At 66.4% G+C, this 23,904-nt stretch carries 15 protein-coding genes; 6 read left to right on the top strand and 9 right to left on the bottom strand.

Going from position 1 to position 23,904, the window contains the following annotated elements; all coding sequences use genetic code 11:
- Positions 1-88 precede the first annotated feature (88 nt).
- The 4 genes from ASE70_RS03470 (at position 89) to ASE70_RS03485 (ending at position 3,985) form a co-directional block, all read left to right on the top strand.
- A complete protein-coding gene (locus tag ASE70_RS03470) occupies positions 89-1,669 on the top strand; it encodes a sodium/sugar symporter (RefSeq protein ID WP_056501422.1) in 1,581 nt (526 codons plus the stop codon).
- Positions 1,660-2,538, top strand: a complete 879-nt coding sequence (locus ASE70_RS03475; RefSeq protein ID WP_056501426.1) for a 2-dehydro-3-deoxygalactonokinase — start codon at positions 1,660-1,662, stop codon at positions 2,536-2,538. The genes ASE70_RS03470 and ASE70_RS03475 overlap by 10 nt, the downstream gene beginning before the upstream one ends.
- Positions 2,526-3,164: a 2-dehydro-3-deoxy-6-phosphogalactonate aldolase gene (locus ASE70_RS03480; RefSeq protein ID WP_056501431.1), complete on the top strand. Its 639-nt coding sequence runs from the start codon at positions 2,526-2,528 to the stop codon at positions 3,162-3,164. Before ASE70_RS03475 ends, ASE70_RS03480 begins: the two co-directional genes overlap by 13 nt.
- 338 nt (positions 3,165-3,502) lie before the next feature.
- A complete protein-coding gene (locus ASE70_RS03485; RefSeq protein WP_056396113.1) occupies positions 3,503-3,985 on the top strand; it encodes a DUF1440 domain-containing protein in 483 nt (160 codons plus the stop codon).
- A gap of 107 nt (positions 3,986-4,092) precedes the next feature.
- Here ASE70_RS03485 and ASE70_RS03490 read toward each other — a convergent pair whose 3' ends face one another.
- From ASE70_RS03490 to ASE70_RS03510, 5 genes are all read right to left on the bottom strand, one after another.
- A complete protein-coding gene (locus ASE70_RS03490; protein WP_235519546.1) occupies positions 4,093-4,488 on the bottom strand; it encodes a hypothetical protein in 396 nt (131 codons plus the stop codon).
- Positions 4,485-5,243: an exonuclease domain-containing protein gene (locus ASE70_RS03495; protein ID WP_056396116.1), complete on the bottom strand. Its 759-nt coding sequence runs from the start codon at positions 5,241-5,243 to the stop codon at positions 4,485-4,487. Before ASE70_RS03495 ends, ASE70_RS03490 begins: the two co-directional genes overlap by 4 nt.
- Before the next feature lie 303 nt (positions 5,244-5,546).
- The gene (pgmG, locus tag ASE70_RS03500; RefSeq protein ID WP_056501434.1) at positions 5,547-6,914 is read right to left on the bottom strand and encodes a phosphoglucomutase/phosphomannomutase PgmG; all 1,368 of its coding nucleotides are present in this window, start codon (positions 6,912-6,914) and stop codon (positions 5,547-5,549) included.
- A 262-nt stretch (positions 6,915-7,176) separates the two neighbouring features.
- A complete protein-coding gene (locus ASE70_RS03505; protein WP_056396123.1) occupies positions 7,177-7,431 on the bottom strand; it encodes a J domain-containing protein in 255 nt (84 codons plus the stop codon).
- A gap of 13 nt (positions 7,432-7,444) precedes the next feature.
- Positions 7,445-8,242, bottom strand: a complete 798-nt coding sequence (locus ASE70_RS03510) for a division plane positioning ATPase MipZ (RefSeq protein WP_056000313.1) — start codon at positions 8,240-8,242, stop codon at positions 7,445-7,447.
- Between the two features lie 82 nt (positions 8,243-8,324).
- Between ASE70_RS03510 and panC the strand changes: the two genes are divergently transcribed.
- On the top strand, positions 8,325-9,164 hold the full coding sequence (panC, locus tag ASE70_RS03515; protein ID WP_056396129.1) for a pantoate--beta-alanine ligase: 840 nt from the start codon (positions 8,325-8,327) through the stop codon (positions 9,162-9,164).
- Between the two features lie 96 nt (positions 9,165-9,260).
- Here the strand turns inward: panC and ASE70_RS03520 are convergent, their stop codons facing one another.
- Positions 9,261-10,103: a helix-turn-helix domain-containing protein gene (locus ASE70_RS03520; RefSeq protein ID WP_235519549.1), complete on the bottom strand. Its 843-nt coding sequence runs from the start codon at positions 10,101-10,103 to the stop codon at positions 9,261-9,263.
- 247 nt (positions 10,104-10,350) lie between these two features.
- Between ASE70_RS03520 and ASE70_RS20950 the strand changes: the two genes are divergently transcribed.
- Complete coding sequence (locus ASE70_RS20950) at positions 10,351-18,156, top strand: choice-of-anchor L domain-containing protein (protein WP_056501438.1); 7,806 nt, start codon at positions 10,351-10,353, stop codon at positions 18,154-18,156.
- Between the two features lie 79 nt (positions 18,157-18,235).
- On the opposite strand, the gene ASE70_RS03530 is transcribed toward ASE70_RS20950, so the two are convergent.
- The 3 genes from ASE70_RS03530 to ASE70_RS03540 all read right to left on the bottom strand — a co-directional run bounded on the left by ASE70_RS03530 (position 18,236) and on the right by ASE70_RS03540 (position 23,784).
- Positions 18,236-19,519 carry a Xaa-Pro dipeptidase gene (locus ASE70_RS03530; RefSeq protein WP_056501443.1) on the bottom strand — a complete coding sequence of 428 codons (1,284 nt, stop codon included), beginning with the start codon at positions 19,517-19,519 and terminating at the stop codon, positions 18,236-18,238.
- 20 nt (positions 19,520-19,539) lie between these two features.
- Positions 19,540-22,056 (bottom strand): TonB-dependent receptor, encoded by a 2,517-nt coding sequence (locus ASE70_RS03535; RefSeq protein WP_056501445.1) that lies wholly within the window; start codon positions 22,054-22,056, stop codon positions 19,540-19,542.
- A 105-nt stretch (positions 22,057-22,161) separates the two neighbouring features.
- Complete coding sequence (locus ASE70_RS03540; protein WP_056501448.1) at positions 22,162-23,784, bottom strand: tetratricopeptide repeat-containing sulfotransferase family protein; 1,623 nt, start codon at positions 23,782-23,784, stop codon at positions 22,162-22,164.
- Between the last annotated feature and the right edge of the window lie 120 nt (positions 23,785-23,904).

The following is a 23,904-nucleotide window of genomic DNA, read 5'->3' on the forward strand; positions in this document are numbered from 1 at the left end:
TTTCGGTTCGTCCCGGCCGCTTGGCACTGGACACAGTGCATTCATCGTATAATTGTCCGACATCAAAAGCTAGGCCGGGGAGGAAACCATGCGTCTGTCGACGATCGATCTGATCGTCGTGATCATCTATGCGATCGGCATCTTCGGCCTGGCGCAATGGGTGAGCCGCGACAAGGGGGGGCATCAAAAGGATAGCTCCGATTACTTCCTCGCGTCCAAGTCGCTGCCATGGTGGGCGATCGGCGCGTCGCTGATCGCGGCGAATATTTCCGCGGAGCAGATCGTCGGCATGGCCGGGTCGGGCTATGCGATCGGCCTCGCCATCGCGTCGTACGAATGGATGGCGGCGCTGACGCTGCTGATCGTCGGCAAATTCTTCCTGCCGATCTTTTTGCGCAACGAAATCTATACGATGCCGCAGTTCCTCGAACAGCGGTACGGCCCGTCGATCCGCACCTTGATGGCGGTGTTCTGGCTGGCGCTGTACGTGTTCGTGAATCTCACCAGCATCATCTGGCTGGGGTCGATCGCGGTGACGCAGGTCGCGGGCGTCGACCAGACGGTGGCGCTGATCGGGCTCGGGCTGTTCGCGCTGCTGTACCAGTTGCGCGGGGGTTTGAAGGCGGTGGCGCTGACCGATATCGTGCAGGTCACACTGCTGGTGTTCGGCGGCCTCACCATCTCCTACCTGACGCTGTCGCAGATCGGCGGCGATGCCGGGGTGATGGGCGGGTTCGCCGAACTGACGCGCCGCGTGCCCGAGAAATTCGACATGATCCTGACCGCGGACAATCCTTTCTACAAGGATTTGCCGGGCCTGTCGGTGCTGATCGGCGGCATGTGGATCGCGAACCTGAGCTATTGGGGGTTCAACCAGTATATCATCCAGCGCGCGCTGGCCGCCAAGTCGCTGCCCGAAGCGCAGAAGGGCATCGTCTTTGCCGCCTATCTCAAGCTGCTGATGCCGCTGGTGATCGTCGTGCCGGGCATCGCCGCGGTGGTGCTCGCGCCCGATCTCGCCAAGCCGGACGAAGCCTATCCCACGATGATGCGGCTGCTGCCCTCGGGGCTGCTCGGCCTCGTCTTCGCCGCGCTGATCGCCGCGATCATCGCGTCGACCGCGTCGAAGATCAATTCGATCGCGACGATCTTCACCCTCGATCTCTACGCCAAGCGCACCAGCCAGAGCGGGACGATGGACGCGGTGATGGAGCGCAAGCTGGTCCGCATCGGCCGCATCGCCGCCACCGTCGCCATCCTGATCGCGATCGTCGCTGCCAAGCCGCTGCTGGGTGGCGCGGATCAGGCGTTCCAGTTCATCCAGGAATTTTCGGGCTTCTTCACGCCGGGGATCACCGTGATCTTCCTGCTCGGCCTGTTCTGGAAGCGCGCGACCGAAGCCGGCGCGATCGGCGCGGCGGTGGCGTCGGTGGTGCTGTCCTATCTGTTCCGCACCTTCGCGCCGGGCATTCCGTTCATGGACCGGATGGGGCTGGTGTTCCTGCTCAGCCTTGCGCTGGCGGTCGTGCTGTCGCTGGCGATCAAGGGACGCGGCGACGCCAACCGCATCACGATGCAGGGCGTGTCGTTCGGCACCTCGACCGGCTTCAACATCGCCGGGTTGGGTGTGATCCTGATCCTGATCGCATTGTACGCGACATGGTGGTGAGCCCGTTCATCGCCCTCGACTGGGGCACGACCAACCGGCGCGCCTACCGGCTGGAGGACGGGCGCATCGCCGCCGTGGTCAGGTCGCCCAAGGGCGTATCGGCCATGACGGCCGACGAATATCCGCAGGAACTGGCGGCGATCCGGGCCGAACTAGGCGACCTGCCGGTGCTGATGGCGGGGATGGTCGGGTCGACGATCGGCTGGCGGGTCGCACCCTATGTCACGGTCCCGGCCGAGATCGCCGACATCGCCGGACAGCTGACATGGATCGACGATCGGACCGCGATCGTGCCCGGCCTGTCTTTCACCGACGGCAGTCACGGCGACGTGATGCGCGGCGAGGAGGTACAATTGCTCGGCGCGGCGCTCGCCGGACAGGTACCGCCCGACGCGCTGCTGTGTCAGCCGGGCACCCATTGCAAATGGGTCGAGCTGACCGGTGGCAAGGTCACCGCCTTCACCACCGCGATGACCGGCGAACTGTTCGCGCTGCTGAAGGGCGGCGGCGTGCTGGCGCCGCAGCTGACTGCACCGGTGACCGCCGGCGAAGCGTTCCGCGACGGCGTTCGGGAAGGCGCGAAGCGTGACCTCGCCGCCAGCCTGTTCGGCATCCGCGCGTCGCACGTGCTGGGCCTGCGCGACCCATCGCACGCCGCTTCCTGTGCCAGCGGCGTGCTGATCGGCAGCGACGTGGCGGCGCGTATCGGCGATGGCCGCGACGTCCATCTGGTCGCCGACGGCGATCTCGCCACCCTGTACGCCACCGCGATCGAGACGCTGGGCAGCCGCGCCATTGTCAGCGGGTGCGAAGATGCCTTTATCGCCGGTATCACCCACATCCGAAAGTTGTCCGCATGCGCCACCTGACCGCCTTCGACACCGCCTTTGCCCGCTGCCCGCTGGTTGCGATCCTGCGCGGCGTCCAGCCGCACGAGGTGGAGGCGATCGGCGACGCGCTGATCGATGCCGGCTTCGCCATCGTCGAAGTGCCGCTCAACTCGCCCGACCCGTATGAAAGCATCACCCGCCTGTCGAAGAAGCTGGACGGCTATGCCGCGGTCGGCGCGGGCACGGTGCTGAGCGTCGAGCAGGTCGACCGGGTCGAGGCGGCGGGCGGCACGCTGATCATCTCGCCCAACGCCAATCCCGCGGTGATTTCGGCGGCGGCAGAGCGCGGGCTGGTGGCTATGCCCGGCATCGCGACCCCGACCGAAGCCTTTGCGGCATTGGAAGCCGGTGCCGCCGCGCTGAAACTGTTCCCCGCCGAAGCCGCCAGCCCGGCGGTGATGAAGGCGATGCGCGCCGTCCTGCCGCGCGACGTGCGAATGCTGCCGGTCGGCGGCATCGTCCCGTCGGTGCTGGCCGATTGGCACAAGGCGGGTGCGGCCGGCTACGGCCTCGGTTCGGCGCTGTATGTGCCGGGCATGGATGCCGAAACCGTCGGCGAGCGCGCGCGGGCGTTCGTGGCGGCATGGAACGCGCTGGAGAAGTAAGCGACTATCCGGCGCGGACCGGTCGCCGTTCGATCAACTGCCCCATCGTTACCCCGGACTTGTCGAGACCTCTGCGAAAGTATCGATTCCTGCCCCCTAGCGTACCCCCGCGCAGGCGGGGGTCCAGGGTTCCAAGCACAAGCCGTTGTTCTGCCTGGCTCTGGACCCCCGCCTGCGCGGGGGTACGGTCCCGTGTAGTCGAGGGCGCGACGTTCGCAGAAGCCTCGACGGATGACGGGGTGGCGGGGAGGAGAACGCTACCGCACCGTTCCGCCCGGACGCGGAAACCCCTGCCCCGTCAACCGTTTGCCTCGCTCCCCCATGCCGGAGCACCGCCCATGTCGCATCCCCGTCCCGTCCTCGGCCTGTTCGCCGGGATCGCCGCCGGCCTGATCGCCGCCGCCGCGATGGCCGCGTTCCAGTCGGTCGCCGCCGGGCCGATGGGACAGGACCAGAGCGACGACGATCCCGCAACGGTGAAAGCCGCCGACAAGGTCGCGATCGCCACCACCGGCGACCGCGTCCCCGACGCCTACCGCCCGCAGGCGGGACAGGCGGTGCATTACCTGACCGGCGCGGCGCTGGGCGGGCTGTACGGCGTGCTCACCGAATATCGTCCGGGTGCGGCGCGCGGTTTCGGGAGCCTGTACGGTATCGCGACCTCGGCGCTGCTCGACGAAACGGCGGTGCCGGCGACAGGGCTGGGGTCGGCGCCATGGGAGACGCCGGCCGCGACCCACGCCTATGGCGCGCTGGCGCATCTGGTGTTCGGGGTATCGCTGGAAGGGGCGAGGTCGCTGCTGGGTGGGCGACAGGGGTAGGCTTCCCTCCCCTCCCTCAGTCATACCCGTTCGGTTCGAGCAGCTTCGAGCGAAGTCGAGAAGCGAACGGATGGGGCAGGGTGGAGGTAGGATAAGGCAGGAATAGCCTACCGCCTGACCAACTCCACCGCCCCGACCTCGATCACCGGCACTTCCCATGGATGCATCGCGACGATCGCCGCCAACGCCGCCGCGATATCCGCGCCCTGCGCCGCATAGGTCTTCACCACCACGGTCGGCACCACCTCGGCCTCGCCGGCCCGTCCGGTCGTCGGCAGCGCGTCCGTGCCGGGCACGAAACTTTCCAGCCCGAAGCCCAGTTCGAACACGCCGCGATACGGGCCGATCGTGCCCAGCACGCCGCTGGCCCGGATCACGCCGACCACGCCGGCGAGTACCGGATCGTCGGCCAGCGCCGCCGCCTCGCCCGCCTGCAACCGCGCCAGCACATTGGCCGATACCGGGCAATGCACCCGCACCACCTGCATCGGCGTCAGCGTCACAACAACAGCCAGTCGTTGCGGCTGCGCGGCTTGATCTCTCCCCCACCCTGCCGCCGCGCCACTTCGGTCTCGGCAGTGTAGCGGACATCCTCGTCGCGATCGGTCAGGAAGCCGTCGAGCGAATCGTCGTCGATCTCGGTCCATGCCCGCCCGCGATCGGGACCATAGCGCACGCGCGGCAACAGGCCGGGCAGCCGCGACCATTCGAGCAGCTGCGCGATCGACGCCTCGTTCAGCATGTCGCGCAGGTGGAAGGCGGTGACATAGGCATCGGGAAACGCCCGGTGCGCGGGCAGTCCGCGCTCATGCGCGATGCCATAAGGCTTGCGCCAATAGCGCAGCATCTGGTTCGAAAAGCCGGGACTGTCGGGCCAGAGCCGCAGCGCGCACTTCCACGTGCAGATCCAGTCGGCACCGTGCGTCAGCTGCGCGGTACAGAATTTCTGTTCGAAATCCGCGCGATGCGCCGCCAGCGCCACGCGGCGCGGATACGGATCGAGCACGCGGCGCGCGATATCCTGCCACCACGGCGCATCGGCGACCTGTTCGTCGAGGATATGGTGCACCGCCTGCGTCACCGGCGGGATCGGGCGGCCGGGATTGACGAAATGCGCACCGCCCTCGCCATGAATTTCCCAGCGGCCGTCCTCACCCAGCGCCACGTCCTGCCAGCCGACCTCGCACACGCCATGCGCGGGGGGAGCTTGCCCGGTGGTTTCGAGGTCGACGACACGGATGATCTGCGGTTGCGCCATTGGCGACAGATGGCGCTTCGGGGGCGGAAAAGCCACCCCGGGGGCGGCGAGGGTCCAGTTTGGGACGAGCAAGGATGGTTCGCGCAAAGGCGCAAAGGACGCGAAGGGGTTGCGTTGGGGTCGGCCACGTTTCTCTCCTCCCTGACAAGGGAGGGGTCAGGGGTGGGTAGGCCCGTGGTATAGCGTAGCATTCCCTCGCAGGCCGACCCACCCCCGGCCCCTCCCTTGTCAGGGAGGGGAGAGGAAAGGCTGCCCCGAACGCAACCCCTTCGCGCCCTTCGCGCCTCCGCGCGAACCGACCAGCTACCCCCTCGCCACCCCCGACGCCGCCAACTGTGCGTCAACCTCCGCCAGCAACCGCGCCAACCCGTCCTCATTCCGAGCCTCCGCCCGCGCGGTCAGCACGTCCTGCGTGTTCGACGCGCGCAGCAGCCACCATCCGTCCGCCGTGGTGACCCGCGCGCCGTCGGTCGTGTTCACGTCCGCGCCCGCCGCCGCCAGCCGTGCCAGCACCTCGTCGACCACCGCGAACTTGCGCGTCTCGTCGACCTTGAAGCGCAATTCGGGCGTGGTCGCCATTTCCGGCATCGCATCGCGCAGCTCGGTCAGCGACCGGCCGCTCAGATGAATCGCGCGGATCAGCCGCACCGCCGCATAGGGCGCGTCGTCGAACCCGAAATCGTCGCCGCCGAAGAATACATGTCCCGACATTTCGGCGGCCAGCGGCGCGCCGGTTTCCAGCAGCTTGGTCTTCATCGGGCTGTGCCCGGTCTTCCACATCAGCGGCGTGCCGCCCAGTTCGGCGATGCGATCGAACAACAGCTGGCTGGCCTTCACGTCCGCAATGATCGTCGCCCCCGGCGTTTCGCGGAGTTGCGGTTCCGCGAGCAGCATCAGCAACTGATCGCCCCACAGCGTCCGCCCCCGGCCGTCGACCGCGCCGATCCGGTCGCCATCGCCATCGAACGCCAGCCCGAAATCGAGGCCCTTGTCGGCGACCAGCCGTTTCAGGTCGACCAGATTGGCTTCCTCGGTCGGGTCGGGGTGATGGTGCGGGAAGCGGCCATCGACTTCGGTGAACAACAGATGATGTTCGCCGGGTAACAGCGCGACCAGCCGCTCGATCACCGGCCCCGCCGCGCCGCTGCCCGTGTCCCAGCCGATGCGATAGCTGCCGCCGGCATAGCCCGCCATCAGCCGCCCGACATAGGCGTCGACATGGTCGTGGTCGGTGACGGTGCCCGTGCCATCGTCCCAATCGCCCGCCGCCGCCATCGCGCCCAGCCGCTGGATATCGTCGCCGAAGAACGGGCGATGCTGCAACACCATCTTGAAGCCGTTGTAATCGGACGGATTATGGCTGCCGGTAATCTGGATACCGCCATCGACCTCCAGCATCGCTTCGGCATGGTAGAGCATCGGCGTGGGGCCCAGGCCGATGCGGACCACGTCGACCCCGCTCGCGGTCAGCCCGGCGACCAGCGCCGCCTCCAGCGCCGGCGACGACAATCGCCCGTCGCGCCCGACCACGACGCGGGTGCCGCCGGCGCGGCGCACCAGCGTCGCGAACCCGCGCCCGATCGCATGCGCGTCGGCGGTGCCCAGCGTCCGCCCGACGACCCCGCGAATGTCGTATTCGCGCAGCGAACTGGGGTGGAAGTCATGCGCCATGCCGGAATCCTCGCCGTTACAAGGCGGACGAGTTTAGGTCGAAGCAGGGACGGAGAGTAGAGAAAAGAAGAGGTTCGCGCAGAGGCGCAGAGGCGCAGAGGAGTTGCGCCTGCCGCGAACCACCCGCGACCGGGAGACCGTACGCAACGGTTCAACCGGTCGGAAGGCCCGCTGGCGCGGGTGCCGTCGCGCTGCACGCAACCCCTCCGCGCCTCTGCGCCTCTGCGCGAAAACTACCTTCTTCTTGTCTTCCGACCGAATCTCAATGCCGCAGCCGCCCCAGCAGCACATCCCGCGCCGCATTGATCCGCCGCGCCAGATCGGCCGATCCGCCGCGATCGGGATGCACCGCCTGCATCAGTCGCCGGTGCGCGGCGCGGATTTCGCCTACCTTCGCATCCTTGCCGACGCCGAGGATCGCCCGCGCTTCCGCTTCGCCGCCGACCTTCTTCGGTTTGGCGCGCAGCCACAGCCAGAAAGCGAGGATGACCGCGACGATCAGGACGAGCTTGAGCATCGTTCCTGCCGTGTCAGATCGCGGTCGGCGCGCCGAGCGGTTCGGGCAGTTGCAGCCCGCCCATCATCTCGCGCAACTCCTGCCGAGCGGCGACATGCGCCAGCCCCATCTCCCCGAATTCGTTGCGGTCGAGCATGGTCAGCCCTGACGGGAACAGCTCGCGATACACGACGCGTTCGGACAGGCCGGGCGTCACGCGAAAGCCGACACGCTTCGACAGCGAATTGATCGCCTCCGACACGCGACGCATGTTGCGCGCCTCGATATGCTGCAATCTGTTGCGCAGCACGACCCAGTCGATCGTCGATCCGTCGATCTTCGCGCGGTGCTTGCGCGTTTCCCAGATCAGTTCGGAATAGAAGCTTGGACGCGTCACCTTGAACGTGTCCGGATCGACCTGTCCGATCAGGTCGAAATCGACGAAGCTGTCGTTCATCGGCGTGACCAGCGTGTCGGCATTGGTCACCGCGATCCGGGCGAAGCGATCGTCGCGCCCCGGCGTATCGATCACCAGATATTCGGCGTTTTCACCCAGCCGGCCGAGCGCGTCGTTGAAGCGCGTCATGCTCTCGCCGTCATGCGTGTCATAGACCGGCATCGGCAGGTTGCGGCCGGTGCGCTTCATCGTCTCCGCCCGGTTGTCGAGATAGCGGCCCAGCGTCCGCTGGCGATGGTCGAGGTCGAAGCACGCGACCCGCGCGCCTTTTGCCGCCAGGGCGATGGCGACATGCACTGCCGTCGTCGACTTGCCGGTGCCGCCCTTTTCATTGGCGAACACGATGACGTGCAACCGATCCGAACCTTCGTTCAAGCGCGCAACCCAACCTTGTTGATCCCGAGCGGCCTGATCCAGTAAAGCCGCCTCCCCCACCCATATCGAAGGGCCATCGGCCGTGCAAATTATACGTCGGTTGGAGGTGCTTCGCGAAGCGCTCGGCCAGTTTACCCAGGCCGGGGAGAGCGTCGCGCTGGTTCCAACCATGGGCGCGCTCCATGCCGGGCACATGGCGCTGGTCGATGCCGCCCGCCGCCGCGCGCCGCGGGTCGTCGTGTCGATCTTCGTCAATCCGAAACAGTTCGGTCCGAACGAGGATCTGGCGCGCTATCCAAGGCGGGAGGCGGCCGATGCGCAGATGCTGTCCGAGGCCGGCGTCGACATATTATGGGCGCCCGAGGTCGAGGAAATGTACCCGGCGGGCTTTGCGACCAATGTCAGCGTGGCGGGGGTCAGCGACGTGCTCGACGGGGCACACCGCCCCGGCCATTTCGACGGGGTCGCGACCGTCGTCGGCAAATTGTTCGGACAGGTCGGCCCGGCGGTCGCGCTGTTCGGCGAAAAGGATTTCCAGCAACTGGTGGTCATCCGGCGCATGACCGCCGACCTGAACCTGGCCGTAGAGATCGTCGGCGTGCCGACCCAGCGCGAGGATGACGGACTCGCGCTGTCGTCACGCAACATCTATCTCGACGAAACCGAACGCGCCCGCGCCGTCGCCCTGCCCCGCGCACTGGGCGAGGCGAAGCGCGGCATCGAACGCGGCGACGATCCCGCGACCGCGCTGGCAGCGGCGGTGGCGATGCTGACCCGGGCGGGGTTCGACACCGATTATGTCACGCTGGTCGACGCCGAAACGCTGACCGCCCCCATCCGCGGCCGCCCCGCCCGGCTGCTGGCGGCGGCGCGGATCGGCACGACCCGGCTGATCGACAACATCGCGGTGACGTTCGACTGACGCGCAGCCGGGGGCTTGCGTCCGCCATCGCCCGCCTTCGCAAGGGTAAGGCAGATAATCGGGCCATCCGGATCTACGTCCGGCCTGACCCGCCCTTCACAACGGGACAGCGGTGTCGGTCGAAAGGCCGAGTGGATGGTGCGAGGCGATCGCGAAGCGGGCCTGCATCACGTCGCGGACCAGCACATCGTCGGCCTGCAGGAACCGGGTCGGGGTCACGCCGATGAAGCGTTTGAAGTTGCGGTTGAAATGCGCCTGATCGGCAAACTCCTCGGTCCAGACCGCGCGGCGGTTGTCCATGCCGATGGCGAGGGCGGCGGCCATGCGCATGATCTTCTGCTTGTTGGCGAGCACGCTTGGCGGCAGGCCGCAGGCCGCGGTCGTGATCCTATCGAGATGACGCCGGGAAACCTGCAACGACGCCGCCAGCGCATCGATGTCGTGATCCTTGCCATTGGCCCATGCGGTAATCGTGGCGATGCGCGGATCGACCGGCAACGCGTCGCGCAACCGCTTGCGCAACAGGGCGTCGATCCGTCCGGCAAGCGTCGCATCGTCGTCCGCCGCGCTACCCGCGAGCGGCAGGTCGGCGTCGTCGCCCCAGACATCGTGCAGCGCGGCGACGCGGTCGACCATCGTCCCGGCGGCCATCGGCAGCAGCGCCGCCCAGCCCTCCGGAAACAGCCCCAGCCCGATCACGACCATCGGCCCATGGGTTTCGAGCTGCATCGCCGCCGATGCGGGGCCGAGGATGGCGGCACGACCGATCGGCTGCGCGTCGCCGCCGCGCGCGCGCCAGGCGAACGCCCCCTGTATCTGCCAAGTCAGTTGCGGCAACAGCGCGCCGGCCCAGCGCTGCCGAAAAGGTTGATCGCATCGATATACATATATTGCATCGACCAGCCCCTGTAACGACGGGTGCTGCGGCAAGTAGGTCATGCGCGTCGTCATCGTTCGCCCCCACGATCGATTGATGTGCCCGTGTCGCGCCGATGTCCGATTCATTCAATACTTTGTCTGGGTCGATCGGCGATATTGGGTTTGCAAGCAGGGGGTTGGGGGCGCGACGGTCCGCGATGGACCGCAAGGGACAATCGGATCGATGCCGTCGCGACCACCATGGTCGCGGTGCACACCCCCGCTTGCCCGATCGCCATACTCCGCCCCGGACAGGGGAGTGATTGGCATGGCGTTGAAGGACGAAGTCAAAACCGCGATCGACGATTTCTTTGCGCAGATCGATGCGAATCTGGTGGCACAGATCGACAAGGTGTCGCTGCCGTTCGTCGGTGCGCTGAAGAATGCGCCGGGCGTTGCCGATGCCCTCGCCTTCTACACGTCGATCCACACCAAATTGCTGGCGGTCGTACAGGCCGTACCCGACGAGCCGACCGAACAGGATGCCGCCGACGCGCTGGCCAAGGCGATCACCGATCAGCTGAAGGACGAGGGCGTAACCGCCGTCGCGACCACGGCTGCGGGCGTCACTTTGACCTTTGCCCGGACCGAAGCATTCTCGCCGACCGGCAAGGATGCGGCGCAGGTCGGCGAAAGTCTCGGCAGCTTCCTGAAACTGGAAGCAGCGGTCGGGCTGAAGCTTGCCGCGGTGCTGGCCGCCGAGTTGACCGTCGCCAAGGACGGCAAGATGACGCTGGCCGACAATGTCGAGCCGGAGGTCAGGATCGGGCTGACCGGCGACCTGTCGATCACCAAGGGCGAGGCGGGGCTGGGGTTCATCGGCGTGACGTTCAAGGACGCGGTGCCGGTCGATCCGGCCAACCCCGACGATCCTGCCGCGCATGAATTGATCGCGACGGTGGCGGTCGATGTCACGCAGACCGACGGCACGCTGGGTGCCAAGACCGATTTCAGCGCGACGGGGCAGCTCGACCTCGACTTCGCCAGCACGACGGCGGGGGCGCTCGAATTTTTGCCGACGATCGGGGGCGAACTGGTCGCGTCGATCGACGTCGACAAGGACGGGGTGTCGACGAAGTCGTTCGGCATCAAGGACGTGACCATCGATCTCGGCACCTATTTCAAGCTGGTCGAGGATGCGGCGCAATCGGTCGCCGACGTGTTCAACGCCGCGCCGTTCGGCACGTTGGTCGATGTCGCGACGTCGCCGGTGCCGGTCATCAACGGCATCAATTCGGCGATCGGTCTCGGCCTCGACACGGTCGGCGGCACCGGTGGCAAGGGCGACGGCAAGGTGACGCTGGCCGACCTCGTCGTCTATGTGCGCGAGGATCTGCGCAGCATCGTCGAGCCGTGGTACAAGGTCGTCGCGATCATCGACGTGCTGCGCACGCTGGGCGCGATCGACACCAGCCAGACCGTCACGCTGGGCAGTATCGAAACGAAGAACGGCAGCCCGACGTTCAAGGCCAGCGACGACGACATCTTCGGCATCCTGACCAAGGCGCTGAAGGACAGCGGCAAGGTCGACGGCGCCACCCTCGCCTATCTGACCAATGTCGACACCGGCGCGATGAGCAAACAGGCGGCGCTGTCGGCGGCGAAGGTGGGCGAGAGCAAGGGTTTCAGCTTCGGCCTGCTCGAAAACCCGGCGCTGATCGCCGACCTGCTGCTGGGCACCGGCGAACCGGTCAGCTTCGTCGAATATGACGTGCCGCCGCTGACCTTCGAACAGCATTTTTCGAAATTCTTTCCGATCATCGGCCCGCTGGGCGCGGAAATCAGCGGCGCGATCCGCGCCTCGCTCGACTTCGATCTGGGCTATGACAGCTATGGATTCGACAAGGGCAATCCGTTTCTCGGCTTCTATCTGTCGACGCCCGAATATGACGCCAGCACGCGACCGCAGCAGGGCGAAGGAGCACCCCCGCCGTTCAACGACGAACAGTTCGAACCGATCGGCGCGCTCGACGTCGAGTTGCGCGGCGGGGCCGGGATCGGCTTTGGTGGCGGCAGTTTCACTGTCGGGGTGTCGTTCCTGTTCGGCCTGTATGCGTTCCTGAACGGCGATACCGCCGGCCGCTATCACCTGACCGCCAAGACGATCGACTGCATCTTCGATCCGATCGGCGGTGTGGCGACGGTCGAGGCCAATGCCCGGCTGGTCATCGATTTCGCCTTCTTCACCTATCGCAAGAACTTTCCGATCGCGAGCCAGACGCTGGGGTCGTTCACCGCGTTCGAATGCCCGCATCCCGATTTCGTCATCACCGAACCCAATGCGAAGGGCCTCGCGACATTGCTCGACAGCGGCGATGTCCGGCTGAACGTCGGTGCGGATGCGACAGAGCGCGCGGTTCCGGACGAGGTGGACGGGAAGACGATATTCAAGCCAATCCAGATGGCCGACGCGCCCGAACAGGAATCCTATCTGATCGCCCGCGCACGCGACGCCGGCGATGGCGGCATCGCCGGCGGCGGCGGCGGCGATCCGGTGGTGGTGCCGGACAAACTCGACATTCTCGCCTTCGGCTTCACGCAGCGGATCGCGGCGGGAAGGATCGTCGCCAGTTTCGGTGCGGGCAACGACGCGCTGATCATCCAGAGCGACGTGACGCAGGATTCGCTGGTCGATGGCGGCGACGGCGACGACAATCTGGTCGGTGGCGGGGGCAGCGACACGCTGTCCGGCGGGAGCGGCGAGGACGTGCTATCGGGCGGCGACGGCAATGATTCGCTGACCGGCGGCAGCGGTCTCGACCAGCTGTCGGGGGGCCGGGGGGCCGACACGATCGATGGCGGCGCGGACAGCGACACCGTCGATTACTCGGCGGCCAACACCGCGCAGAAGATCGGGGTCCGGATCGCCATCTCGCAGGATGGATCGGCGACCTCCAGTGGCGGCGAGGCCGATGGCGACAAACTGATCAGCATCGAGAACGTCATCGGCACCGCCTTTGCCGACCGCATCGATGCGAAGGCGATGACCGAGAACGTCTATCTGGAAGGGGGCGAGGGCAATGATTCGCTGTTCGGCGGATCGGGCAACGACATATTGATGGGCGGAATGGGTGCCGACGTGCTCAACGGCGGCAGCGGTGCAAACGGCGGAGGGGTGAACGCCACCAGCTACATCACCAGCTGGGCGGGGGTCGACGTCAACCTCAACCGCATCGTCCAATATTATGGCGAGGCGGAGGGCGACTCGCTTATCAGGATCCAGGCGATCCAGGGATCGACCTTCAACGACACGCTGGTCGGCAATGCCGAGGCGAACCAGTTCGATGCCGGCGACGGCGACGATACGATCGATGGCGGGCTGAACACGGATCTGGTGCTGGCCGGTGGTGGCGACGATCTGGTCTTTGCGCGCGGCGATGGCGACACGCTCGACGGCGGGGCCGGCGTCGACACGCTCAGCTATGCCCGCGCGACCAAGGCGGTGTCGGTCGATCTGCTGCGGTCGTTCGGTGCCGACGGCAAGCCCGATCCCGCCGCCGCGCCGGATACGATCGTCATGGCGGCGGTCCTCGGCGCACAGGATGGCGGGTTCAGCACGTTCGAAAACCTTGTCGGCTCCCGCTTCGACGACACGCTGACCGGCGACAATGGCGACAACCGGATTGAGGGCGGTACCGGCAACGACCGGATGGCCGGGGCGGGCGGCGACGACACGCTGATCGGCGGGGTGGGCGCAGACACGATGTACGGCGCAGCGGGCCGCGACCTTGCCGACTATGCCGGATCGGGCGGCGCGGTCGAGGTCGATCTGACCGCGATCGGCAAGGGGGCCGAGGCCGAGGGCGATCGCTATTCGGGCATTGAGGATCTGCGCGGTTCGGCCTATGGCGACGTGCTGCGTGGCGATGACGGCGACAATGTCATCGATCCCCATATCGCCGGGCGCAAGGTGTCCGACGCGGTGATCGGCGGCGCGGGGACCGACACGCTCAAGGTCGATTATTCGACGGTCGACGCCGATGTCGGCGGCGGCGTGTCGGGCCGCTTCGTCTATTCCACCGAAGGGCGCCTGTCGCATGCCAACGGCGATGGCGGTACGCTGGACCGGGTCGATTTCACCGAGATCGAGCGGATCGACTTCACCGGCACCCGCTTCGCCGACAGGATGATTGCCGGCAATGGCGATGACCGGATGTACGGCGGCAGCGGCGACGATTCGCTGGCCGGCGGGATCGGCAGCGACGTGATCTACGGGGCGCAGGGCAGCGATACGGTCAGCTGGGGCTTTTCGCGCTCGGGCGATTCGATCGGCGGCGGCATGATCGACGACGGGATCAGCGACGCGGGCAGCACCGCCTATCGCGGCAACAGCAACCCGGATGTCGTGTTCTTCCTGAACGGCGGCAGCGGTGTCGACACGCTGGCGATCAACCTGACCGGCATCACCGAAGACGTGACGATCCACGGCGGCGACACCCCCGGAAGCGACTATCAATACTATAACCTGCGGCTTGCGAGCGGCGCAGCGGCGACCCGGTTCGAACGCCTGTCGGTCGTGGTGACCGATCGCGGCAACGACCGCATCCGCCAGTCCGGCCGGGTCGACAATGATTTCCGCTCCGGCGACGGCAGCGACCGGATCGAAAGCGGTCTCGGCCGCGATACGATCGATGGCGGGCTGGCGGTGCGGGGCCTGTCCGACCGCTATGCCCTCGACCGCGTCGGCAGCCGCATCTACGAGATCGACAGCGTCGACGCGTTCCGCAAGGCACCGGGCGACACGCTGTTCCTCGATTATTCGATGCTGGAGGACGGACGCCGGGTCATTTCGACCGGCTTCACCCAAACCGCCTATTCGGTCGACTGCACCGCTCGCGGCGGGCGGGTGCTGCGCAGCGAGGTGCAGGGCAATACCGGCCGCTATGTGACGCTGGAGGACAGCGTCTATGGCGACACCGGCATGCCGCGCCCGATCCCCGGCGATGCGCCGGACGATGTGCAGTTCACCAATATCGAACGGCTGAACGTCATCGGCAGCAGCGGCAACGACATCATCACCGGCACCGACACCGTCATCGACACGCTGTTCCTCGACCGGATCAGCGGTGACCGGTCACAGGCGTCGGGCAGCGACGAACTCCATGGTGCCGATGGCGACGACTATCTGTACGGCCGCACCGGCAACGACACGATCGACGGCGGCGACGGCAACGACGTGCTGGTCGGGACCACCCGCATCGTCGAGGATGCCAATTCGACCACCAGCGATTACGATCGGAGTGAAATCGACGAGCTGACCGGCGGTGCAGGCGCCGATCGCTTCGTGCTCGGCGATTCCTTCGGTGCGTTCTACACCCGGCAGACGCCGGAGGGGGATGCCAATCACGGCGTCATCACCGACTATTCGGCGGCCGATGGCGACGTCATCCAGCTACATGGCACCGCGCGCAGCTATTTCCTGCGCGAAATCGATGGCGATACCCAGATCTACATGCTCGGCGGTCCGGTGCCGGAGCTGATCGGTATCGTCAAAAACGTCACCGGCATGAACCTGCTCGGCAAGGCGTTCGACTATGTCGACCCGCTGACCGGTGATCCCTCCAATCCGCCGATCGCCGGGCAGGAACGGAAGGCCGCCCTGCCCGACACGGTCGATCCGGCAGCGACGCTGCGCACCGCGTCCCTGTCGGCCGAACAGAAAGGCGGTTTCACCGTCACGCAGAATTCGTCGCCGACCGCGCTCACCGGCACGTTCGACGCGGCGAGCGGCGCGACCAAGACCAGCGTGACCCTGTCGGGCAGCGCCGAGGCGTTCGGCACCTTCAGCGGCGATCCGTTCGGGCTGGGCAAGGGGGTGATCCTGTCGACCGGGCGCGTCACCGACCTGCCCGGCGAAAATAGCCTGCAACATAGCGGGACGCTCATCACCTCGGTCCCGGTACAGTTCGAACGGATCGGGCGGGTCGGCAACACCGACATCTATCGCGCCGACCTGTCGCATCTGGGCATCGACATCAACTCGATCCGCCTGTCGGACAGCAACAGCATGCAGGGCGGCGGCACCGGCATCTATAGCGGTTTCGACGTCGGTGCGGTGGCGCTCAGCAACAAGGGCATCGACCAGCAGGCCTTTGCCGAACTGCTGGCGGCCAACAACGACTTCAGCCTCGACGATCCGTCGATCCTGCCGCGGTTGGACGTGTTCGACTTCTCGGCCGACGCCATGACGTACCAGGCGGGGAAGCTGCGCTCGACCGGCGATTTCGGCGGCACCGACGCCGATCTCAGCGGCGCGATCAATCTCAAGCTGGTCAACGAGGCGGGGGCACGGCTCGACCGGTTCGGCGAGGCCGGCGGGATCGGGACCGGGGCCGCGATCGGTGCGCTGACGCTGGGCGATGGCGGATCGATCGCGTTCGACCTGAACCAGACGGTCAGCACCGCGCAACCGCTGTATCTCTATGTCGCGGAATCGGGCGGTAGCGGCGAAACGGTGGTGCCGACCATTCGGGTTTCGGCGGATGGCGTCGAACCGTCGGGCGACCTGTCTAGCGATCTGGGCACAGAAGGATTGCCGGGCGATACGACACAGCTGACCTATCGCTTCACGCCCAAGGACGGGGACACCGGCTTCGCCTTCGACGCGGTGTTCTTTACCGAGGAATTGCCCGAATATGACGGGCCCAAGCTGTCCGACCTGTTCTCGATCAAGCTGAACGGCGTAGAGATCGGGCGGCTGTCGAACGGCACCGAATTGTCGCTCAAGAGCCTCGTCTATTCGGGCAGCGGCGACCTAATCCTCAACGCGCCGGGCAGCGGCCCGCTTGCCGACCAGATCCGCGCGGACGCCTATACCAGGATGCTGACCATCGCGGGTCAGGTGATCGGGGGCCAGGAAAACGTCCTGACGATCGAGGTGAAGGATGGCCGCGACGCGTATCTCGACAGCGGGCTGCTGATCCGGGACGGGTCGCTGCGCACCTTCGTCCGGCCCGACATCCTCGTGCGCGGTCCCGGCCCCGACAGCGATGCCCAGCCGGGCGACCGGCTGACCATTGACCTGTCGCTGCCCGACGGCGCGCGTCCGACGAAGCCGGTACAGGTGACCGCGACGCCGGGCGACGATATCGACCTCGGCAACGGACCGGGCAAGCCGGTTACGATCACCTTCGACCCGGACGGGCCGCTGACCAAGACGATCGACGCGACGATCGTCGCCGGGGCCGAACCCGGCACCATCGGCCAGATCGATTACAGCGTATCGAGCGACGATCCGAACTATGACGGCAAGCCGGTCGGATCGTCGGTCGTCGACATCGTCGAACCGGCACCGCAGAACGACCCGTTCCTGCTGTTCGAACGGTTGAGCGGCGATGTCGTCCCCGGCTTCACCAGCGGCAACGACGCCATCGACGTCACCGGCCGACCGGGACCGACCACGCTGCACGTAGCCGGAACCAGCACCGGCAAGGACAGCGTAAAGGGCTTTGGCGGGAACGACATTCTGATCGTCGACGAGCGTATCGTCGACAACAACAAGGACGGCGTCATCACGTTCGGCAGGAACGGGGTGCTCGATTTCGACGGGCCGGACAAGGGCACCGACACCGTCCGCTTCATCGGCGCCCCCAGGAGCCTGCGCTATATCGGCAACGACGATGCCGGGCATTTCGCCTATGCCGACGCATCGACCCGGCAAAAGGGGTGGAAGGAAGGGATGCTCGGCGACGACGCGCTGGCGGGCGATACCAAGGACCGCCGGGGCGACGTGTTCCTGTTCGACACCGCGCTCGACGTGAACTGGGGCAGCGACAGCATCGCATCGTTCGGGCGGAAGGATCGCGTGGTCACCACCACCGCGCTGTACGATGCCGATGGCGACGGCCGGATCGAGCTGGGGGCCGGGGGGCGGCTGGTGCTGACCGGCAACGGTACGCTCGACCCAAGCCATCTGGGCGACGTATCGGCGACCGCGCCGTTCGGGACGGTCCGCATCACCGCGACCGGCGGGGCGAGCGTCGCGGCGCTCGATCTGGTGGGCAGCTATACCCAGAACGGCCATGCCTATTACGTGTATGAACTCGCCGATGGCGACGCCGCCTTTGCCGATTGACGTGCGGCGGGGCGAGGTCCGGTCCTCCGGATTCGCGCCCTCCCGAGCGGTCGCGGGCCGATCGGCGTCGGCGACGCCGTCAGCGGGCCGGGGCGGCCGGTCGCACGACGACGTCGCCGCCCTTCATCACGAACGCGACGCGTTCGAGGGTGCGCACGTCGGTCAGCGGATCGCCGTCGACCGCGATCAGGTCGCCGTACCGCCCGACTGCGATCGCGCCGACGTCGCGCGTGCGGTCGAGCGCCTCGGCGGCGCTGCTCGTCGCGGACTGGATCGCCTGCATCGGGGTCATGCCCCACTCCACCATCTTGGCGAATTGCAACGCGTTGTTGCCGTTGGGATAGACGCCGGCATCGGTGCCGAACAGCATCTTGACCCCGGCGGCATGGGCCGCGCGGAACGTCTCGCGCTGCTTGCGGCCGATCTGGCGTTCCTTTTCGAGGCTTTCGGCAAAGACGCCGTTCTTCGCCCCTTCGGCAAGGATGTAGTCATCGTCATAAATGTCCATGTCGAACCACGCGCCGCGTTCCTTGGCGAGCTTGAACGACGTCGCATCGGCAAGGCTGGCATGTTCGATCGTGTCGACGCCCGCGCGCAGGCCGGTGTTGATCCCGTCCGCCCCATGCGCATGGATCGCGACGCGCATCCCCAGCATATGCGCTTCGTCGACGATCGCCTTGATCTCCTCGAAACTCAACTGCTGCGCGCCGACCGAGTCGGTCTTCGACAGCACGCCGCCGGTCATGCAGACCTTGATGACCTCCGCACCATATTTGCGCACGGTGCGGACGGCGGCGCGGAAGCTGTCGGGCGAGTTCGCGATCTGCGGTTGCGGCACGGTGATCGACGGCGGGAATTCGGTGGCGTCGCAGTGCCCGCCGGTGACGCCCAGCGCATAGGTGGCCGGCACGATCCGCGGCCCCGGTATCTCGCCGCGATCGACCCCCTGTTTCAGACCGACATCGGCATAGTCGCTCGACCCGACATTGCGCACGGTGGTGAAGCCGGCGTTCAGCGTCCGGCGGGCATTGGCGACGCCGACGACGGTCCAGTAGCTGTCGGTGAATTCCAGCGCCTTGTATCCGCTCAGCGTCGGATCGCTGGTCAGGTGGACGTGCATGTCGATCAGGCCGGGCAACAAGGTACGGTCGCCAAGGTCGATCCGTTCCGCATCCGCCGGCACCGCGTCGCCGCGGCGGCCGACGGTCCGGATCCGGCCGTCGACGATCGTCACCTGCGGGTTGTCGACCCGCTTGCCCGACAGGACGTCGACCATATGCGCGGCGGTGACGACGACGGTCTTCGCCTGTGCCGGCGCGGCGGTCAGGGCCAGCGCGAGGAGGACGGAAGCAATGCTACGCATGAACGATCTTTCCGAAGGGGTCAGAAGCGGGCGCCGGCGCGGATGCCGATCGTCCGTGGCGTATTGGTCACGATATAGGGTCGCTGGAAACAGCTGCCGCATTGCTGGAAGCGCGACAGCTGCGCCCGTTCGTCGAACGCATTCTGGAGATAGAGTTCGAGCGAATAGGTGCCCAGATCGGTACCGACCGCGAAATTGGCGGTCGTGAACGCGGCCAGCCGCCCCTGCAATGCCGCCGGGTTGACGATATCGCCGGTTCCGGTCTCCACGACCGCAGTGCGGATATCGGACGATGCCGAACTCTGATGCGTCACCAGCGCCTGCACATAGCTCTTGGCCGTGCTGCCGATCGGTATCGTATAGCGGGCATTGCCGCTGACCTTGAACCGCGGGGTGACGGGCAGACGGGTACCGACCGGTGCCGCGATGAAATTGTCGGTGCCGGCACAGCTATAGGTCGGATCGTCGATCGCGCACAGGTTCCGCTGGATCCTGGCATCGGTGTACGATCCCGCCGCGGTGAGCGAGAGCCCGCCGAGATTGAAGGCGACGTCGCTCTCGACACCGCGGATGCGCGCGTCCGGACCGTTATGGATTTCGGTAAAGCTGTTTGCGCCGAGGAACGAGAACTGGAAGGCGTTCCAGTTCTGCTGATAGACCGCGCCGTTCCAGCGCAACCGGCCGTCGAGCAGCGTCGTCTTCCACCCCGCCTCGTAATTGACGAGGAAATCGGGCGCATAGGGCGCGACGGTCGCGCGGCGATTGATCCCGCCGGGGCGGAAACCCTTCGACCACGTGCCGTAGAACATCAGGCCGTCGGTCGGCTTCCACGTCAGGTTGAGTCGATAGGTCGCGCCCTGCCCGTCGACGCTGCGCGGCCTGAGCGAACCGCCGACATATTGGGCAAGGTTGGTACACGGACTGCCACCGACGGCTGCGGGCAGCAGGGTGCCGCCCGGATTGTCACGGACCAGCGCGCCCGTCGTCGTGTAGCAGCCGGCGACGCCGGTGCGCGAACTGCCCGCCGCATTATAGGGCGGACCGTCGAAATCGCGACCGAAGCCGAAGAATCCGATCAGCGAGTTGTCGAAGATATAGGCGCGTCCGCCGGCCGTCAGCGTCAGTTTCGGCAAGAGGTCATAGCTGGCCTCGCCGAACACCGCATAATCCTTGTCGACGCGATATTGCTCGGTCAGCCACAGGGTACCGGGACGGCCGTTGACCGACAGATTGTCGGCGAGGTCGGCGACGCGATAATCCTGCCCGATGCGGTTGCTCTGATGCTGGTAGAAGGCACCGGCGACCAGCCGGAAGCGTTCGTCCTGCGGCGATGCGACGCGCAGTTCCTGGCTCATCTTCTTGAAATGATCGGTGCCGATGATGCGCTGGCGCGAATCGATCTGCTGCCCGGCATTGTTCTGAAAATAGAAATAGCCGGCGATGCCGCCGACCGACGCGTAGAGCGAATCATAGGCTTCGGCATAATCGGTATAGTCGGACGATTGCAGCGCGCGCCGGTCGAAATAGGCACCGGCATAGGTCAGGTCCCAATTGCCGACCTTGCCCTCGATCGTCAGCGCCGCCTGTACGAAACGGTCCCGGCGATATTCGGGGAAGAAGTGCTGAACCTCGAGGTCGCCGACCTTGGCATCGTAGCCGAAGGTGCCATGGGCGCGCTGTTCCTGGTACAATATGGTCGGCGTCACCGTCCAGTTGTCGTCGAGATCGATCTTCAGCGCGGCGCGGCCGCCCCACAGATCGGCATCGTTATAATCCTTTTCGACGAATTCGGGGTTGTCGACGGTGATGCCGCCGGTGAAGCTGCGCGTGCCCGGGACATTGTCGATGAAGCCGGCATCATGCTGATAGAAGCCGACGACCCGCAACGCCGCATTTTGCGACAGCGGGATGTTCAGCATCCCTTCCAGCCGGCCGCCCGTGCCGCCCGATTTCACGGTGTTGAGCTCGCCATCGACCCTGCCGCAAAACTCCTTCAGGTCGGGCTTGTTGGTGATGATCCGGATCGTGCCGGCCTCGGACGACGCACCGTACAGCGTCCCCTGCGGCCCGGCGAGGCTTTCGATGCGCGCCACGTCATAGATATGGATGTCGGGGGTGCCGCCGATCGTCGTCACCGGCTGTTCGTCCAGATAGACGCCGACCGATGGCAGCGAGCCGGAATGGTTGCCGTCACCACCACTGGCGACCCCGCGCATATAGACGGTGGTGACGCCCGGCTGCGAACTCTGAAACGCGACCGAGGGCAGCAGCTGCGAATAATCGGCGAAGCTCGTCACGTTCAGCTGGTCGAGCCGCCGGGTCCCGATCGCCTGAATGCTGATCGGCACGCTCTGGATATTCTCGTCCCGCTTTTGCGCGGTGACGATGATCTCGTCCTGGCTGTCGTCGGCCGGTGCCGGACCGGCTGGCGCATCGGCGGGCTGCTGGGTCGCCGACTGCGCCAATGCCGGCAGGGTCGTGAGCGCGGACGAAAGAAGCAAAGCGACGCTCAGCGTTCGGCGAACGATCGGCACCATAAAACCCCCCAGCGCAACATAATGTTACGCAAGGTTAACTAGCGCGCCCTGACCGTCAACACGCTGCGGTCCGCAGAATCATTTCGCAGGTGCAGCGTGACAGTTTTACAACGCTGCTCTTAACGATCCATCGAATGCCGGCACGGCCGGATAGGCGGTCAGCACGTCGCCAAGGCTGTCGCGCAGCGGGCCCAGCCATGGATCGAACGGCTTCCATGCCTGCGTCCCGTCGCGATAGATCGGCTGGCGAACCTGCTCGGAACTGGCGGTCCGCACCGGCCGCCGCGTTTCGTGGAAGGACAGGCAGGCGGGTTCCCAACCGAGGCCGCATGCATCCAGCAAATGACGCACCTCCGCCTCGGTATCGTCGACCATTTGTTCGTAGAACACCCGGTGCACGCGGCCCGGTGCGACCCGGTCGACATGCGCCATCAGCCTAACATAGTCGCGGTAATAGCGGCCCATATCGGTCAGGTCGTAGCTGAACGCCTGCCCCCGCGCGAAATGCTGTTTGTAGTTCGAAAAACAGCAACCGAGCGGATGGCGGCGGGCATCGATCACGCGGGCGTTCGGCAGCATCAACAGGATCAGCGGCAGATGCGCCCAGTTGTTGGGCAGCTTGTCGATGAAGAACGGCCGGTCGGTACGCCGTTGCACCGCAGCACGCCGTAGATAGTCGTCCCCCATCGCCTGCAACTGCGCACCATCGAGTGCGGCGAGCCCGGCGGGATAGTCGGCCACGGCACGGGCGAGCGCGGGCACATCTGGCAATTCCGACGTCCCCTCGACCAGCGAATGGCTCGACAGGATCTGTTCGATCAGCGTCGATCCGGACCGCGGCATGCCCAGCACGAAGATCGGATCGGATGCCGTCGATCCCAGCCGGGCGCGCGCGGCGATGAGCGCCGCGTCGAAGGTTGCGACGCTGTCATCGACGAAGCGCCGCGTCTCCTCCGCATCATAGACGATCTGCGTCCGCCGCAGCCGGTTGCCCGCATCGTAATGCGCGAACGCTTCCTGCGCCCGGCGGCGATCCTCGAACGCCTTGCCCAGCGCGAAGTCGAGGTGGAAGCGATCCTCGACGCTGACATCGTCGCGCGCCAGCGCCGCCGTCATCGTAGCAATGTCGGCGTCGTCGAACGCGACCGTCTTCAGGTTGGCGAGGCTCCACCACACCTCACCCAGCGAGGGCGTGATCGCGACGGCCCGGCGATAGGCGGCAACGCCGTCCGCCTGTCGCCCGACGGTCTTGAGCATATGACCATAGCTCATCCACACCCGCGGCTGATCGGGCGCGTCGCGCAGCACGGTTTCGTACAGCGTGATCGCTTCGTCGAATCCGCCGATCCGCCCGAGCGCCGCCGCCTTCAGATTGGCATGGCCGACATGGTCGGGCTCTTCCTCCAGCAACAGGTCAAGTTCGGCGATCGCCTCCATCGGACGGTTCAGGCGATACAGCACGATCGCCAGATTGGCGCGCGCCGCGTGGAATACCGGCGACAGCTCCAGCGCGCGGCGCAACAGCGTTTCGGCATCCTTGTAGCGCCCGATCCGCCCGGCGAGTTCGGCCAGCATGCGGATCGCACGCGCGTCGAACGGGTCGGCCTTCAGATGCTGGCGCAGCAGCGGTTCCGCCTCGCCGAGGCGATTGTCGTGCAACGCCAGTGCCGCCTCGACCAGACGGGGATGCCACCGGGCAGAGGGGGGCGATGGCGGTAACGGGGTCATGCGCCTAACAACCACCAAGCCCCATCGGGATCAAGCGTGGCCGCGGGCGACCAGCAGAACGCTTCGGACGGTCGCGTCCGGATCATGCTCCGCGCGCGGCCAGTCGGTCGGGCGTGACCA

Origin of the sequence: Sphingomonas sp. Leaf22 (assembly GCF_001421715.1) — a bacterium.
In the GTDB taxonomy this organism is placed as follows: domain Bacteria; phylum Pseudomonadota; class Alphaproteobacteria; order Sphingomonadales; family Sphingomonadaceae; genus Sphingomonas.

Coding starts and splice junctions, on each gene's coding strand:
- ASE70_RS03505 (WP_056396123.1), bottom strand. CDS start 7,431: ATGCTCAAGCTCGTCCTGATCGTCGCGGTCATCCTCGCTTTCTGGCTG.
- ASE70_RS03475 (WP_056501426.1), top strand. CDS start 1,660: ATGGTGGTGAGCCCGTTCATCGCCCTCGACTGGGGCACGACCAACCGG.
- ASE70_RS03540 (WP_056501448.1), bottom strand. CDS start 23,784: ATGACCCCGTTACCGCCATCGCCCCCCTCTGCCCGGTGGCATCCCCGT.
- ASE70_RS03520 (WP_235519549.1), bottom strand. CDS start 10,103: ATGACCTACTTGCCGCAGCACCCGTCGTTACAGGGGCTGGTCGATGCA.
- pgmG (WP_056501434.1), bottom strand. CDS start 6,914: ATGGCGCATGACTTCCACCCCAGTTCGCTGCGCGAATACGACATTCGC.
- ASE70_RS03495 (WP_056396116.1), bottom strand. CDS start 5,243: ATGGCGCAACCGCAGATCATCCGTGTCGTCGACCTCGAAACCACCGGG.
- ASE70_RS03485 (WP_056396113.1), top strand. CDS start 3,503: ATGTCGCATCCCCGTCCCGTCCTCGGCCTGTTCGCCGGGATCGCCGCC.
- ASE70_RS03470 (WP_056501422.1), top strand. CDS start 89: ATGCGTCTGTCGACGATCGATCTGATCGTCGTGATCATCTATGCGATC.
- ASE70_RS03535 (WP_056501445.1), bottom strand. CDS start 22,056: ATGGTGCCGATCGTTCGCCGAACGCTGAGCGTCGCTTTGCTTCTTTCG.
- ASE70_RS20950 (WP_056501438.1), top strand. CDS start 10,351: ATGGCGTTGAAGGACGAAGTCAAAACCGCGATCGACGATTTCTTTGCG.
- ASE70_RS03530 (WP_056501443.1), bottom strand. CDS start 19,519: ATGCGTAGCATTGCTTCCGTCCTCCTCGCGCTGGCCCTGACCGCCGCG.
- ASE70_RS03480 (WP_056501431.1), top strand. CDS start 2,526: ATGCGCCACCTGACCGCCTTCGACACCGCCTTTGCCCGCTGCCCGCTG.